Source organism: Duganella hordei (assembly GCF_040369125.1).
In the GTDB taxonomy this organism is placed as follows: Bacteria; Pseudomonadota; Gammaproteobacteria; order Burkholderiales; family Burkholderiaceae_D; genus Rugamonas; species Rugamonas hordei.
This window is the reverse complement of sequence record NZ_BPWI01000026.1, coordinates 1-13,940: the sequence shown is the minus strand read 5'-3', so window position 1 is coordinate 13,940 and position 13,940 is coordinate 1. Positions and strand designations below refer to the sequence as shown.

Genomic DNA, 13,940 nt, shown 5'->3' with positions numbered 1-13,940 from the left:
TGTGACTGGCAAGTTTTTTGCTTTCTCAATTCGGCTATACTTGGGCATGAGTGTAACCCATGAAAAAACAATGCTGAAAGCTTTTGACGCAAAAATGGCCGCCCACGCGCTGCGCCTGGCCCGCGATACGCTGCAAAACGAAGCGGAGGCGATCGCCGCCCTGAATGCCCGTCTGGAGACCGACGATAGTGTCGTTCAGGCAATTTCCCTGCTGCTGAACTGCAAGGGCCGCGTGGTCGTGTCAGGCATCGGCAAGTCCGGCCATATCGGCCGCAAGATCGCCGCCACGCTGGCCTCGACCGGCACGCCGGCGCTGTTCGTGCATCCGGCCGAAGCGGCCCACGGCGACCTCGGCATGGTCACCGCCGACGACGCCTTCATCGCCATCTCGTATTCCGGCGAAAGCGCCGAGCTGATGACCATCCTGCCGGTGGTCAAGCGCATGGGCAGCAAGGTCATCGCGATGACCGGCAAGCCGGGCTCCAGCCTGGCCGACATCGCCGACGTCCACCTGAACGTGGCCGTGGCCAAGGAAGCCTGCCCGATGAACCTGGCGCCGACCACGTCGACCACCGTCACCTTGGCGCTGGGCGACGCCATCGCCGTCGCGCTGCTGGACCTGCGCGGCTTCAAGGAAGAGGATTTCGCCCGCTCGCACCCGGGCGGCGCGCTGGGCCGCCGCCTGCTGACCCACGTGCGCGACGTCATGCGCAGCGGCGACGCCGTGCCGCAGGTGACCGCCGACGTCAAGCTGACCGACGCGCTGCTGGAAATCACGCAGAAGGGCATGGGCATGACCGCCATCGTCGACGCCGACGGCAAGCCGGTCGGCGTGTTCACCGACGGCGATCTGCGCCGCATGATCGAGAAGGTCCAGGACTTCAGCAAGGTCATCATCCGCGACGTGATGCACGCCAACCCGCGCTCGATCTCGCCGGAAAAGCTGGCCGTCGACGCGGTCGCCGTGATGGAGCAGTACCGCATCAACCAGATGCTGGTGACCGACGCCGACGGCAAGCTGGTCGGCGCGCTGCACATCCACGACCTGACCCGCGCCAAGGTGATCTGATGACTGAATTCACGTATGTCGAACGCGCCGCCCGCGTCAAGCTGATGATCTTCGACGTCGACGGCGTGCTGACCGACGGCAGCCTGCACTACGGCGCCGAGGGCGAGGCGCTGAAGACCTTCAACGTGCACGACGGCCTGGGCATCAAGCTGCTGCAGGAAGCCGGCGTACAGACCGCCATCATCAGCGCGCGCACGTCGCCGCAGGTGATCAAGCGTGCCGCCGACCTCGGCATCGCCCACCTGCACCAGGGCGGCCACGACAAGCTGACGCCGTTCAACGCGCTGCTGGAAAAGACCGGCCTCACCGCCGAGCAGGTAGGCTTCATCGGCGACGACGTGGTCGACCTGCCGATCTTGACGCGCGTCGGCTTCGCCGTCGCCGTGCCGAACGGCCGCGCCGAAGTGCTCGAGCGCGCGCACCACACCACCGTCGCCGCCGGCGGCCGCGGCGCCGTGCGCGAAGTGTGCGAACTGCTGCTGCACGCGCAGGGCAGCTACGAGCGCGTGATGGCGCAGTTCCTGGTTTGACGGGGATCAGTCATGCGTAAAAGAACAGCCCACCGCTGGCAGCTGACCGTCATCATGGTCGTCGGCGTGTTTGTCGCCGTCGGCAGCTTCTGGCTGGTGCAGGTGGTCAATCAGGCCGGCCAGGAAGCACAGGCCGACCAGCACCGCAACGAGCCGGACTACATCATCGACCGCTTCAGCCTCGTACGCATGAACAAGGCGGGCCAGCCGGCCTACATCATTTCCGGCGACAAGCTGACCCACCGTCCGGTCGACGACGCTTCCGACATCGACAAGCCTTACGTGCACAGCCTGGCGGGCAACCAGCCGCCGATGAATATCCATGCCGATACCGCGCATGTCGACCAGGGCAATACGCGGGTCCAGCTCAATGGTAATGTGGACGTCGTGCGCCCGGCCACGCCGCAAGCGCAGGCGATGCGCATGACGACCCCGGCGCTGACCGTCTTCCCGGACGAGGAAAGAATGGAAACCACGGCGCCGGTCGCGCTGGAAATGGGCAACGCGACGGCCAACGGCGTCGGCATGAAGGCCAACAACGCCACCCGCCAGGTGCAACTGGGCGGGCGCGGGCAACTGACCGTGCCGCCGCGCGGCCATTGAAAGAACCAATGATGAAGAATGGAATGATGATGAAAAAACTGATCCTGACGGCCGCGATGCTGCTGATGGCGGCTGGCGCGGCCCATGCGGAAAAAGCCGACGCCAACAAACCGACCAAGATCGATTACGACGATCTGCAGATCGACGACGTCAAGCAAATCAAGACGCTGATCGGCAACGTCGTGCTGACCCGCGGCACCTTGCTGATGAAGTCGCCGAAGGCGGTCGTGACGACCGATCCGGAAGGCTATAACTTTGTCGTGTTGACCAGCACCCCGGGCACGCTGGCCACCTTCCGCCAGAAGCGCGACGGTGCCGGCGACCAGTGGGTCGACGGCGAAGCCGAACGCATCGAGTACAGCGACAAGACCGACCTGGTCAAGCTATTTTCCAAGGCCAAGGTGCGCCGTCTCGAAGGCGGCCGCCTGAGCGACGAGGTCGACGGCGAATTCATTTCCTATGACAGCCGCAAGGAACAGTTCGCGGTCAAGAACACCGTCACCGGCGAGAGCAAGCCGGGCGCCGGCCGTGGCACGATGGTGATCCAGCCGGCGATCCGTCCGGCGGCGCCTGCAGCCTCGGCGCCTGCCGCCTCCGCCACCACGCCTACGCCGGGGAAATAAATGGAACCATCCTGCGGTAGCACCCTGATCGTCAAAGGCCTGCAAAAGACTTACGGCAAGCGCCAGGTCGTGCACGACGTTTCGCTGCAGGTCGAGTGCGGCGAAGTGGTTGGCCTGCTGGGCCCCAACGGCGCCGGCAAGACCACCTCGTTCTACATGATCGTCGGCCTGGTGCCGTCGGACGCCGGCACCATCGACATCAGCGGCACCGACATCTCCAGCCTGCCGATCCACCGCCGCGCGTCGCTGGGGCTGTCCTACCTGCCGCAGGAAGCGTCGGTGTTCCGCAAGCTGACCGTGGAAGAAAATATCCGCGCCGTCCTCGAAATCCAGAAAGTGGACGGCAAGCCTTTATCCAAGGCTGCAATTGATGAACGGCTCAATACCCTGCTGGCCGATTTGCAGATCGAAAAGCTGCGCGAAAACCAGGCGCTGTCGCTGTCGGGCGGCGAACGCCGCCGGGTCGAGATCGCGCGCGCGCTGGCCACCAATCCGCGCTTCGTGCTGCTCGACGAACCATTCGCCGGGGTCGACCCGATCGCCGTCATTGAGATCCAGCGCATCGTGCGCTTCCTCAAGGAACGCGGCATCGGCGTCCTCATTACCGATCACAATGTGCGCGAGACGCTGGGCATCTGCGACCGCGCGTATATCATCAACCAGGGCACGGTATTGGCTTCAGGCCGGCCAGACGACATCATCGCCAATGAGTCGGTGCGTCGCGTGTACCTGGGTGAACACTTCAGGATGTAGCCTTACCCCATGAAACAGTCATTGCAACTGCGCACGTCGCAGCACCTCGCGCTGACACCTCAGCTGCAGCAGTCGATCCGGCTGCTGCAGTTGTCCACGCTGGAGCTGCACCAGGAACTCGAACAGCTGCTGACCGATAACCCGCTGCTGGAGCGTCTCGACGACCCGCTGGACCGCTCGCTGCGGCTGCTGTCGGACGGCGCCATCAGCCAGCAGGCCCCGGTCGGCGACGCGCCGCCGGAAGGCCCGCCCAACGCGCAGGAAGCGCCGGCCGCCGACGCCGACAACTACGACGGCCCCGCCGCCGACACCGAAAGCACCAGCAGCGACGCCGACGTCGACTGGAGCGACGCCGGCCGCAGCAAGGCGCCCGACGACGAGGACGCGCGCCCGCAGCTCGAAGCCAACCACTGCACGCTGCGCGAGCACCTGATGGAACAGATGCGCGTGACGGTGCTGGAAATGCGCGACCGCGCGCTGGTCGAGCTGATCATCGACGCGCTCGACGAAAACGGCTACCTGGAGGAATCGCTGGAGGACATCCACGCCCGCCTGCCGGAGGAACTGGAACTGGACATCGACGAACTGCAGACCGCCTTGTCGCTGCTGCAGAGCTTTGATCCGATGGGCGTGGGCGCGCGCAACGCGTCCGAGTGCCTGGCGCTGCAAATCAAGCGCTTGCCGGGCGTGCCGATGGTGACGCGGCGCATGGCGCTGGCCATCGTTGAAAACCATCTGACGTGGTTTGCCCAGCGCGATTTCAACAAGCTGAAAAAAGCGCTGCTGTGCGACGACGAGGATTTGCGCGAGGCGCAAACCGTGATCCGCCAGTGCAATCCGCATCCCGGTTCGGCGTTCGCGTCGGACGTGTCCGACTACGTGGTGCCGGACGTCATCGTCAAGAAATCGCGCACCGGTTGGCAGGTCAGCCTGAACAACGACGTCATGCCGCGCCTGCGCGTCAACGCCATGTACGCCAACCTGCTCAAGCAGGGAAAAGGCGAGGGCGCGATGGGCGCGCAGCTGCAGGAAGCCAAGTGGCTGATCAAGAATATGCGCCAGCGTTTCGACACCATCCTGCGCGTCGCCCAGGCGATAGTAGAAAGACAAAAGAACTTTTTCTCGCACGGCGCGGTTGCCATGCGCCCCCTTGTGCTTCGCGAAATTGCTGATACACTGGGTTTACACGAGAGTACTATTTCTCGGGTAACAACTCAAAAATACATGCTGACCCCGCACGGCATGTTTGAGTTGAAATATTTCTTTGGTAGCCATGTCGCCACCGAAGCGGGAGGGGAAGCAAGTTCGACGGCGATACGCGCACTCATCGTGCAATTGACAGGAGCAGAAGACCCGAAAAATCCTTTATCCGACAGTAAGATTGCGGACATGCTGGGAGAACAAGGCATGGTGATTGCGCGACGAACTGTTGCCAAATATCGCGAAGCGTTGAAAATCCCGCCAGTCAGTCTCCGCAAGTCTTTGTAGTTACTTGGTTCCTGCGCGCCCGGTAGTAATGGGCCACGCACTAACCGTAAGAAGCGACATCATCTTTAGGAGTGTGTATGAATCTCACCATCAGTGGACATCATCTCGAAGTGACCTCGGCCATCCGTGAATACGTGCAGAACAAGCTCGAACGCGTCACACGCCACTTTGATCAAGTGATTGATATTGCTGTCATTCTGACTGTAGATAACCTTAAAGAGAAAGAGAAACGCCAGAAGGCTGAAATCAACCTGCGCATGTCGGGTAAAACCGTCTACGTGGAAAGCCTGTCCCAGGACCTGTACGCCGCCATCGATACGCTGATCGACAAGCTGGATCGGCAGGTCATGAAATACAAAGCCAAGGTCCAAGAGCACGGCCACGATGCGATCAAGCATCTCCCGGATAGCTACGAACCCGCTGCCGCCGCCCTATAACAACGGCCCCGGCACCACTCGACTAAGGGCGCATCGGCGCCCTTTTTTGAGGTAAGATAGTTAAACGTTTAACTTGATGAGCCCTCCCATGAAATCTCACCTGATTGCCAGCACGTCATTGCTTGGCCTGCTCGCCACCGGCGCGGCGCTGGCGTGCGAAGCGCCGCCGCCGGCCCGCATCGACATCGACGCCAACAGCTACTACTCGGACGCGCACCATTCCGTCATCGATCCGGTGCTACGGGCGCGCAACATCGCCAACACCAAGCCGATCGAAGACTTCCTGGCCGAGGTGGCGAAGGGCGCCACCGCCTACCAGCTCGACCCCAAGGCCAACGCGGCCGACGGCGCCTGCGCGCTGACCTGGCTGGCCAGCTGGGCCGGGCAGAAGGCCATGCTGGGCAAGCTGTCCAGCGAGCAGGCCTACTACGTGCGCAAGTGGACGCTGGGCGGCATGGCGCTCAGCTACGCGCGCCTGAAGCCGGCCGCCGGCGCCGCGCAGCAGCAGGCCATCGAAGGCTGGCTCAAGACGCTGGCCGACGCCACGATGGCCCACTCCGATGCGAAGAAGGGCGGCCGCAACAACCACTACTACTGGGAAGGCCTGGCCGTCACCGCGGTCGGCGGCGTGACGGGCGACCAGCGCTACCTGGGCTGGGGCCGCAAGGTGTTCGACCACGCGATGGGGCAGATGGCGGCCGACGGCTCGCTGCCGGCCGAGATGGAGCGCGCGGCCAAGGCGCTGCACTACCAGGTGTACGCCACCGTGCCGCTGGTGATGATCGCGTCGATCCTGGACCTGCATGATCCCAAGCTGGACCAGATCGTCAAGTTCACCGTTGCGGCGTCGGCAGATCCGTCGGGCATCGCCAAGGCCACCGGCTTCGAGCAGGAGCGCGTCGGCGTGCTCGACGTGACCACCATCTACGGCCGCCACGAAGGCAAGCCGCAGGAGGCGCCGGCAAAGAAGCAATGGCAGCCGCGCCTGGGCGGCGATCTCAATCTGCCCAATCCGCTCGAACATCTGGCGGCGCGGAAGTCGCAGTAGAATAGGGTTTTTCCTTCAGCCCTTTTTACTCATGAGCGAATACGTCCACACCAGCGTCGGCAACGGCACCGGCACCATCACGCTGGACCGGCCCAAGGCCCTGAACTCGCTGTCGCTGGCGATGGTGCGCGACATCACGCAGGCGCTGCTGGCATGGCGCGACGACAGCTCGGTGGCCGCCGTGGTCATCCGCAGCAGCAGCGAAAAGGCGTTCTGCGCCGGCGGCGACATCCGCTTCTTCTACGACGTCGGCCGTGGCTCGCCGCAGGGCGGCAGCGCGCTGCTGGAGGATTTCTTCAGCGAGGAATACGCGCTCAACCACCTGATTCATTTTTATCCCAAGCCCTACATCGCGCTGATGGACGGCGTGGTCATGGGCGGCGGCATGGGCGTCTCGCAGGGCGGCCCGGACTGCCGCGTGCGCATCGTCACCGAGCGCACCCGGATGGCGATGCCGGAAGTGAACATCGGCCTGTTCCCTGACGTGGGCGGCAGTTACTTCCTGCCGCGCGCGCCGGGCGAGCTGGGCTACTATCTCGGCCTGACCGGCGCGACGATAGGCGCCGCCGACGCGCTGTACGCCGGCCTGGCCGACCACTACGCGGCCGTGGCCGACATGGAGGTGCTGGAGGCGATCCTGGAGTCGACCGCAGGCGCGGAACTGCCGGAGGCGATCGCCGCCTTCGCCGCCCCCTACAGGCCGGCCGCGGGCAAGCTGGAGGCCGAGCGCGCCGCCATCGACCGCCACTTCGGCGCCGGCTCGGTGCCGGCCATCGTCGCCTCGCTCAAGACGGACGACAGCGCCTTCGCGCAGAAAACGCTGGAGATCATGGCCACCCGTTCGCCGCTGATGATGTGCGTCACGCACGAGTTGCTGAAGCGCGGCGTCGCTTCAAGCGTGGCCGACTGCCTGCGCATGGAACGCACGCTGGTGCGCCACAACTTCGAGGACGGCGAAGTGATCGAAGGCGTGCGCGCCCTCGTCATCGACAAGGACAACGCGCCGCAGTGGAAGCCGTCGTCGCTGCAAGAAGTAACCGAAGAGATGGTGCAGCGCTTCTTCCAGCCGGTGTGGCCGGATTACGCGCATCCGCTGCGCCACCTGGACTAGGCGCCGATGTCCGTCCAACTGGACCGTATCGACGTCCAGATACTGAACCTGCTGCAGGACGACGCGACGATACCGCTGCGCCGTCTTGCCGAGCTGGTACACGCCTCCGCCGCCACCTGCCAGCGCCGCATCGCCCAGCTGCGCGCCAGCGGCGTCCTGGTCAAGGATGTGGCGCTGGTCGACCGCGTGCGGGTCGGCCGTCCGCTGACGGCGTTTGTCACGGTGCAGCTGGAGCAGCAAAACACCGCGCTGCTGAAGATGTTCGAGTCGCTGATGCGCGAAGAGTCCGACGTCATGGCCTGCTACGAAGTGGCCGGCGAATTCGACTTCATGCTGGTGGTCACGGCGGCGTCGATGGAATCGTTCCAGGCGTTCACGCGGCGCGTTTTCACGTCGAACAACAATGTCAGCAACTACAAGAGCTTGCTGGCCATGAACTGCGCCAAGTTCGAGACCAAGGTGCCGCTGTGAAAATTGAATAATTCGTGCACCGCAAGGGGCAAGAATGCGATTTTGTCTCACGGCCGCTCGGTAAGATGTGCCTTCCATCTACACAGGAATGCCATCATGATCGACCACGTTTCCATCGGCACGCGCGAGCTCGCGCGCGCGACCGCCTTTTACACCGCCTGCTTCAACCCGCTGGGCTACAGCTTGCAGCACCAGGACGCCACGCAAGTGATCTACGGCGCCGACGGCGCGTGGAGTTTCTGCCTGTATCCGTCCAGCGGCGACGGCGTGCTGGCCGGCGACCGCGCGCACCTGGCGGTGTCCGCACCGAGCCGGCAGGCCGCGCGGGAATTCTTCCATGCCGCCATGAGCCTGGGCGCGATGGCGCTGCGCGAGCCGGGCCTGCGGCCCGACATCAACGACCGGTATTTCGGCACCATGATCAAGGACCCCGACGGCCACACCATCGAAGTGGTGCACTGGAGCCGATGATATTTTTGCTGGTCCTGGTTTGTTACTGCTCGCGGTGGCGCAGCACCACGCGCTCCGTGGCGTGGAAGTAGGCGGCCAGTTTTTCCGCCATGTAGACCGAGCGGTGCTGGCCGCCGGTGCAGCCCAGCGCCACCGTCAGGTAGCTGCGGTTGTCGGTCTTGAAGGACGGCAGCCACTTTTCCACGAAGGCGCGGATGTCGCTCATCATTTCCAACGCGCTCGGCTGCGCGTCGAGGAACTCGATCACCGGCGCGTCGCGTCCCGTCAGCGGGCGCAGCGTCAGGTCGTAATAGGGATTCGGCAGCGCCCGCACGTCGAACACGAAATCCGCGTCCATCGGCACGCCCAGCTTGAAGGCGAACGATTCGAAGAACAGCGTCAACGGCGCGCGTTCCGCCGCCACCAGGTCCTTGACCCAGGTGCGCAGCTTGTTGGCGCTCAGTTCCGACGTGTCGATCACGTGACCCAGCTGCTCGATATGCGACAGCCGCTCGCGCTCTTCCAGGATGCATTCGATCAGCGTGCGGCGCGCGGCGGGGTTCTGTCCCGGCCGCAGTTCGTGCGACAGCGGATGGCTACGCCGCGTTTCCGAAAACCGCGCCACCAGCGAGTGCGTGTTGGCGGTCAGGAACATGACCTTGACGTCGTGGCCTTCCTCGCGCAGCCGCTTGACGTCGGCCGGCAGCGAAGCCAGCGACTCGGCGCTGCGGGCGTCGACGGCCACGGCCAGCGCCTGCAGACCTTCCTCTGCCAGCGTGGTGACCAGGTGGGACAGCAGCGCGGGCGGCAGATTGTCGACGCAATAGTGTCCCGTGTCTTCCAGGACGTTGAGGGCGACGGATTTGCCGGAGCCCGAAATGCCGGTGATGAGTACGATGCGCATGCTCAGTCTCCGCTCATGGCTTGGCGTTGGTGGAGCGGGGAATTCGTGGAGCGCAGCTCCGCGCCTGCGGAACGGTTGCGCCATGCATGGCGCAACTCCTTAGCAACATTCAATCTTTGCTGCATTTCAATCTCCGCTCATTGCTTGGCGTTGCCGTTCCATGAATTCCTGCAGCGTGTCGATGCCGCGCAATTGCAGGATGGTATTGCGCACGGCGGCCTCCAGCAGCACCGCGATGTTGCGGCCGGCCGCCACCGGGATCACCACCTTGCGGATCGGCAGGCCCAGCACGTCCTCGGTCGGGAACTGGAACGGCAGGCGCTCCACTTCCTCGTCGGCCGCGCCGCGCCGCACCAGGTGCACGATCAGCTTCAGGCGCATCTTGCGGCGCACGGCGGTCTCGCCGAAGATGGCCTTGATGTCCAGCAGGCCCAGCCCGCGCACTTCCAGCAGGTTCTGCAGCAGGGCAGGGCAGCGTCCCTCGATCATGTTCGGCGCGATGCGCGAGAACTCCACCGCATCGTCGGCCACCAGGCCGTGCGAGCGCGAAATCAGCTCCAGGCCCAGCTCGCTCTTGCCGAGGCCGGAGTCGCCGGTGATCAGCACGCCCACGCCCAGCACGTCCATGAACACGCCGTGCATGATGATGCGTTGCGCCAGTTTCTTCGACAGGTAGACGCGCAGGAAGTCGATCACCTGTGCGGCCGGCAACGGCGTCGAGAACAGCGGGATGTTTTTTTCGTCGCAGATGGCGAGGATGTCGGGCGGCGTTTCCAGGCCCTGCGCGATGATCAGCGCCGGCGGGCCGCCGGCGATCAGCTCGCCGATGACGTGGGCGCGCGTCAGCGATTTCAAACGCTGGTAGTAATTGATTTCCTGGTGCCCGAAGACCTGGATGCGGCCCGGGTGGATGGTGTTCAGGTGGCCGACCTGGTCGGCGGCCGAAGCGACGTCGCCGGAGATCAGGCGTTCGCCGCCGGGGAAGCCGGCGAACCAGCCTAGCTGCAAACTTTCGCGATTGTCGTCGTAAAGCCTTTGTATCGTCAGCGGAGTTTGCAGCATGGGTGTCTTTAAGGAATAGGTTGGACTAGACCTTAGTTTAACCTATCTCACCCGGCTGCTTGCAGGCTGGGCATCCAGTTGATGATGCGCGAGTGTACCGACTTCGGTTCCGTGTCCGTGCTCAGCGCGGTGCGGAAGGCGTCGTCGGAGAACATTTCGGCGATTTCCGACAGGATCTCCAAGTGCTGCTGGGTGACGTGGTCGGGGATCAGCAGGAAGAACAGCAGGTTGACCGGCTTGCCGTCGGGCGACTCGAACGGAATCGGCTCGGCCAGGCGCACAAACGCCGCCAGCGGCGACTTCAGGCTCTTCATGCCCTTGATGCGGCCGTGCGGAACCGCCACCCCGTGGCCCAGCCCGGTCGAACCGAGGCGCTCGCGCGCGAACAGGTTGTCCGAGACGGTGGAGCGGGCGATGCCGCAGTTGTTTTCAAAAATCAGGCCGGCTTGCTCGAAAGCGCGCTTCTTGCTGGAAACTTCCAGGTCGAGCAAGACATTTTCAAGTGAGAGTATTTTGCTAAGGTTGTTCATAACACGACATAAAATGTTGCAACGCACAAAGGTGGCATGCGAGCAGAATTATAGGCTTGTTTCTGCGCCATGTAACATGAAATCGCTCGCGCCTGTCATTGCGTTTATGTCCGCCAGCCGACGCGCGGGCTGGACTTGAAATGCATCAAAGAAAGGAATCGCTATTTCTGAATAGAAATCTCGGAAAACGCCGGTTTTTTGCCAGGGTCTGGGGCAAATTTCCGATTTTTGCGCGTTTTCAGGCCGTTGTGGCCGTATGACGCAACTCTGCACGCCATATGCACATCATACGCCTGATTTTTCCGGTTTGATCGAAGAAAAAGAGGGCTTTATTGACGTGCGCCACGAAGATTGGGCGGTTTCTGTGCGGTGCTGAAGTTGCTGCGCCAGGGATTGATGTCGAGGCCGCCGCGGCGGGTGTAGCGGGCGTACACGGCCAGCTGCTGCGGCTGGCACTGGCGCAGGATGTCGGTGAAGATGCGCTCGACGCACTGCTCGTGGAATTCGTTGTGCTCGCGGAAGCCGATCAGGTATTTGAGCAGGCTTTCCTGGTCGATCTGCGGACCGGCGTAGTGGATCTGCACGCTGGCCCAGTCCGGCTGGCCGGTGACCAGGCAGTTCGATTTGAGCAGATGCGAGATCAGCTTTTCCTCGACCGGCTCTTCGTCGAGGGCGGCCTTGAGGAGGTCCGGCGTCGGGCTGTAGTTGTCGACTTCGATGTCGAGGCGGTCCAGCAGCAGGCCGTCCAGCTCGCCCATCTCCACCATGCCGAATTCTTCCGGCTGCGTGATTGAAATGTGCACCGCGGCGCCGAAGCCGTTCGACAAGTCCTGCTGCAGCAGCGTCTTCAGCGCGACCACGCTGTCGAGGCGGGTCTGGTTGAACGAGTTCAGGTACAGCTTGAACGATTTCGATTCGATGATGTTGGGCGAATCGGCCGGCACGGTGATGTGGGCGATCGCCACCTGCGGCTTGCCGCGCTGGTTCAGCCACGAGATTTCGTAGGCGTTCCAGATGTCGACGCCGAAGAACGGCAGCGTGCCGGTCAGGCCCAGCTCGTCGCGCTTGCCCTGGCGCGCGATCGGGAACAGCAGTTCCGGCGCGTAATCGGTGCGGTAGGCGGAGGTTTTTCCCAGCGGGGACAGGTCGACGGAGTTAGTCATGGCGATCATGGTGTTTCGGTGAAGGACGGCATGGTAGCGCAAACCATGCCGTCGTGCTGCGTTTAGCCCAGGAACAGCTTGTACACGGGATTGGCGCTCTCGTCCCAGTAGCGGTAGCCGAGCGTGGTCAGGAACTGCGCGAACTGGCCCATTTCCTCGGACGGCACCTGCAGGCCGATCAGGATGCGGCCGACGTCGCCGCCCTGGCTGCGGTAGTGGCACAGCGAGATGTTCCAGTTCGGCGCCATCGAGTTCAGGAAACGCATCAGCGCGCCCGGACGCTCGGGGAACTCGAAGCGGTACAGCAGCTCGTCCTTGGCCAGCGTGCTCTTGCCGCCGACCAGGTGGCGGATGTGCGCCTTGGCCAGCTCGTCGTGCGTCAGGTCCAGCGTCCGGAACTCGTTCTGCTCGAAGGTGCGCGCCAGCGCGCCCGATTCGCCGCGGTCGGCGATCTGCACGCCGACAAACACGTGGGCCTCGTCCTTGTCGCTGATGCGGTAGTTGAACTCGGTCACGTTGCGCGGGCCGACCAGCGCGCAGAAGCGCTTGAAGCTGCCGCGCTGCTCCGGCAGCGTGACGGCGAACACCGCCTCGCGCGCCTCGCCCAGCTCGGCGCGCTCGGCGACGAAGCGCAGGCGGTCGAAGTTCATGTTGGCGCCGCTGCAGATGGTGATCAGCGTTTCGTTCCGGATCGGATCCTTGGTCAGCGCTGCGCGCTCCACGTAGGCCTTGGCGCCGGCCACGGCCAGCGCGCCGGACGGTTCCAGGATCGAGCGCGTATCGCTGAACACATCCTTGATCGCCGCGCTGATGGCGTCGGTGTCGACCAGAATGATGTCGTCCACGTACTGCTGCACCAGGCGGAAGGTTTCCTCGCCCGCCAGGCGCACAGCGGTGCCGTCGGCGAACAGGCCGACGTCGGACAAGGTGACGCGCTCGCCGGCCTTGACGCTGCGCGCCATGGCGTCCGAATCGAGGCTTTGCACGCCGATGATCTTGATGTCCGGGCGGATCTGCTTGACATACGCGGCGATGCCGGAAATCAGGCCGCCGCCGCCGATCGGCACGAAGATGGCGTGGATAGGGCCGGAATGCTGGCGCAGGATTTCCATGCCGATGGTGCCCTGGCCGGCGATGACGTCCGGGTCGTCGAACGGGTGGACGAAGGTCAGCTTCTGCTCCTGCTCCAGCATCAGCGCGTGGTTGTAGGCATCGGTATAGGATTCGCCGTGCAGCACGACTTCGACTTCGGCGCCGCCGCGCGCCTTGACCGCCTCCACCTTCACTTGCGGGGTGGTGGTCGGCATCACGATGACGGCGCGGCAACCCATGCGCGCAGCCGACAGCGCCACGCCCTGGGCGTGATTGCCGGCCGAGGCGCAGATCACGCCGCGCTTGCGCTGGGCTTCGCTCAGGTGGGCCATCTTGTTGTAGGCGCCACGAATCTTGAAGCTGAACACGCTCTGCATGTCCTCGCGCTTGAAATAAATTCGGTTCTCGAAACGCTGCGACAGCGTCGGCGCGAGTTCCAGCGGGGTTTCAGTAGCGACGTCGTAGACGCGCGCGGTCAGGGTTTTCTTCAGATAGTCGATAGTCATAGTCTGCAAACAAAGTGATTCCAGGGCTCAAACCCGGGGGCGGAAAAGCGGGGTCAGTTCCGGCAATCTGCCACGCGTGGCAGATTGCCGGAACTGACCC

General features: G+C 63.7%; 16 protein-coding genes. 11 read left to right on the top strand and 5 right to left on the bottom strand.

Going from position 1 to position 13,940, the window contains the following annotated elements; genetic code table 11:
- Positions 1-70 precede the first annotated feature (70 nt).
- From ABWW33_RS30825 to ABWW33_RS30775, 11 genes are all read left to right on the top strand, one after another.
- Complete coding sequence (locus ABWW33_RS30825; protein WP_353405267.1) at positions 71-1,069, top strand: KpsF/GutQ family sugar-phosphate isomerase; 999 nt, start codon at positions 71-73, stop codon at positions 1,067-1,069.
- On the top strand, positions 1,069-1,599 hold the full coding sequence (locus ABWW33_RS30820; RefSeq protein WP_353405266.1) for a KdsC family phosphatase: 531 nt from the start codon (positions 1,069-1,071) through the stop codon (positions 1,597-1,599). Before ABWW33_RS30825 ends, ABWW33_RS30820 begins: the two co-directional genes overlap by 1 nt.
- A gap of 12 nt (positions 1,600-1,611) precedes the next feature.
- Positions 1,612-2,202, top strand: a complete 591-nt coding sequence (lptC, locus tag ABWW33_RS30815; RefSeq protein WP_176655306.1) for an LPS export ABC transporter periplasmic protein LptC — start codon at positions 1,612-1,614, stop codon at positions 2,200-2,202.
- Positions 2,203-2,225: 23 nt separating this feature from the next.
- Positions 2,226-2,825, top strand: coding sequence for a lipopolysaccharide transport periplasmic protein LptA (lptA, locus tag ABWW33_RS30810; RefSeq protein ID WP_444551023.1), 600 nt, complete (start codon positions 2,226-2,228; stop codon positions 2,823-2,825).
- On the top strand, positions 2,826-3,578 hold the full coding sequence (lptB, locus tag ABWW33_RS30805) for an LPS export ABC transporter ATP-binding protein (RefSeq protein ID WP_176655307.1): 753 nt from the start codon (positions 2,826-2,828) through the stop codon (positions 3,576-3,578).
- Positions 3,579-3,587: 9 nt separating this feature from the next.
- Positions 3,588-5,066 carry an RNA polymerase factor sigma-54 gene (locus ABWW33_RS30800; protein WP_176655308.1) on the top strand — a complete coding sequence of 493 codons (1,479 nt, stop codon included), beginning with the start codon at positions 3,588-3,590 and terminating at the stop codon, positions 5,064-5,066.
- Between the two features lie 77 nt (positions 5,067-5,143).
- On the top strand, positions 5,144-5,503 hold the full coding sequence (hpf, locus tag ABWW33_RS30795; protein WP_026334892.1) for a ribosome hibernation-promoting factor, HPF/YfiA family: 360 nt from the start codon (positions 5,144-5,146) through the stop codon (positions 5,501-5,503).
- Positions 5,504-5,591: 88 nt separating this feature from the next.
- Positions 5,592-6,551, top strand: coding sequence for an alginate lyase family protein (locus ABWW33_RS30790; protein WP_353405265.1), 960 nt, complete (start codon positions 5,592-5,594; stop codon positions 6,549-6,551).
- Positions 6,552-6,582: 31 nt separating this feature from the next.
- Positions 6,583-7,662, top strand: coding sequence for an enoyl-CoA hydratase/isomerase family protein (locus tag ABWW33_RS30785; protein ID WP_353405264.1), 1,080 nt, complete (start codon positions 6,583-6,585; stop codon positions 7,660-7,662).
- Positions 7,663-7,668: 6 nt separating this feature from the next.
- Entirely contained in the window at positions 7,669-8,133 is a 465-nt protein-coding gene (locus ABWW33_RS30780) for an Lrp/AsnC family transcriptional regulator (RefSeq protein WP_353405263.1), read from the top strand.
- Positions 8,134-8,229: 96 nt separating this feature from the next.
- Positions 8,230-8,604, top strand: coding sequence for a VOC family protein (locus ABWW33_RS30775; RefSeq protein WP_353405262.1), 375 nt, complete (start codon positions 8,230-8,232; stop codon positions 8,602-8,604).
- Positions 8,605-8,626: 22 nt separating this feature from the next.
- On the opposite strand, the gene rapZ is transcribed toward ABWW33_RS30775, so the two are convergent.
- From rapZ to ilvA, 5 genes are all read right to left on the bottom strand, one after another.
- On the bottom strand, positions 8,627-9,487 hold the full coding sequence (gene rapZ, locus ABWW33_RS30770) for an RNase adapter RapZ (RefSeq protein ID WP_176655314.1): 861 nt from the start codon (positions 9,485-9,487) through the stop codon (positions 8,627-8,629).
- Between the two features lie 126 nt (positions 9,488-9,613).
- Complete coding sequence (hprK, locus tag ABWW33_RS30765) at positions 9,614-10,549, bottom strand: HPr(Ser) kinase/phosphatase (protein WP_008444515.1); 936 nt, start codon at positions 10,547-10,549, stop codon at positions 9,614-9,616.
- 47 nt (positions 10,550-10,596) lie between these two features.
- Positions 10,597-11,079, bottom strand: a complete 483-nt coding sequence (locus ABWW33_RS30760; RefSeq protein WP_176655315.1) for a PTS sugar transporter subunit IIA — start codon at positions 11,077-11,079, stop codon at positions 10,597-10,599.
- Between the two features lie 329 nt (positions 11,080-11,408).
- Complete coding sequence (queF, locus tag ABWW33_RS30755) at positions 11,409-12,242, bottom strand: NADPH-dependent 7-cyano-7-deazaguanine reductase QueF (protein ID WP_353405294.1); 834 nt, start codon at positions 12,240-12,242, stop codon at positions 11,409-11,411.
- 62 nt (positions 12,243-12,304) lie between these two features.
- A complete protein-coding gene (gene ilvA / locus ABWW33_RS30750) occupies positions 12,305-13,840 on the bottom strand; it encodes a threonine ammonia-lyase, biosynthetic (protein ID WP_176655317.1) in 1,536 nt (511 codons plus the stop codon).
- Positions 13,841-13,940 lie beyond the last annotated feature (100 nt).

Bases quoted from the DNA above. Each gene is read 5' to 3' on its own strand.
- queF (WP_353405294.1), bottom strand. From the start codon at position 12,242: ATGACTAACTCCGTCGACCTGTCCCCGCTGGGAAAAACCTCCGCCTAC.
- ABWW33_RS30825 (WP_353405267.1), top strand. From the start codon at position 71: ATGCTGAAAGCTTTTGACGCAAAAATGGCCGCCCACGCGCTGCGCCTG.
- hpf (WP_026334892.1), top strand. From the start codon at position 5,144: ATGAATCTCACCATCAGTGGACATCATCTCGAAGTGACCTCGGCCATC.
- lptC (WP_176655306.1), top strand. From the start codon at position 1,612: ATGCGTAAAAGAACAGCCCACCGCTGGCAGCTGACCGTCATCATGGTC.
- hprK (WP_008444515.1), bottom strand. From the start codon at position 10,549: ATGCTGCAAACTCCGCTGACGATACAAAGGCTTTACGACGACAATCGC.
- ABWW33_RS30775 (WP_353405262.1), top strand. From the start codon at position 8,230: ATGATCGACCACGTTTCCATCGGCACGCGCGAGCTCGCGCGCGCGACC.
- ABWW33_RS30800 (WP_176655308.1), top strand. From the start codon at position 3,588: ATGAAACAGTCATTGCAACTGCGCACGTCGCAGCACCTCGCGCTGACA.
- lptB (WP_176655307.1), top strand. From the start codon at position 2,826: ATGGAACCATCCTGCGGTAGCACCCTGATCGTCAAAGGCCTGCAAAAG.
- ABWW33_RS30790 (WP_353405265.1), top strand. From the start codon at position 5,592: ATGAAATCTCACCTGATTGCCAGCACGTCATTGCTTGGCCTGCTCGCC.
- ABWW33_RS30785 (WP_353405264.1), top strand. From the start codon at position 6,583: ATGAGCGAATACGTCCACACCAGCGTCGGCAACGGCACCGGCACCATC.
- lptA (WP_444551023.1), top strand. From the start codon at position 2,226: ATGATGATGAAAAAACTGATCCTGACGGCCGCGATGCTGCTGATGGCG.
- ABWW33_RS30780 (WP_353405263.1), top strand. From the start codon at position 7,669: ATGTCCGTCCAACTGGACCGTATCGACGTCCAGATACTGAACCTGCTG.
- ABWW33_RS30760 (WP_176655315.1), bottom strand. From the start codon at position 11,079: ATGAACAACCTTAGCAAAATACTCTCACTTGAAAATGTCTTGCTCGAC.
- ABWW33_RS30820 (WP_353405266.1), top strand. From the start codon at position 1,069: ATGACTGAATTCACGTATGTCGAACGCGCCGCCCGCGTCAAGCTGATG.
- rapZ (WP_176655314.1), bottom strand. From the start codon at position 9,487: ATGCGCATCGTACTCATCACCGGCATTTCGGGCTCCGGCAAATCCGTC.
- ilvA (WP_176655317.1), bottom strand. From the start codon at position 13,840: ATGACTATCGACTATCTGAAGAAAACCCTGACCGCGCGCGTCTACGAC.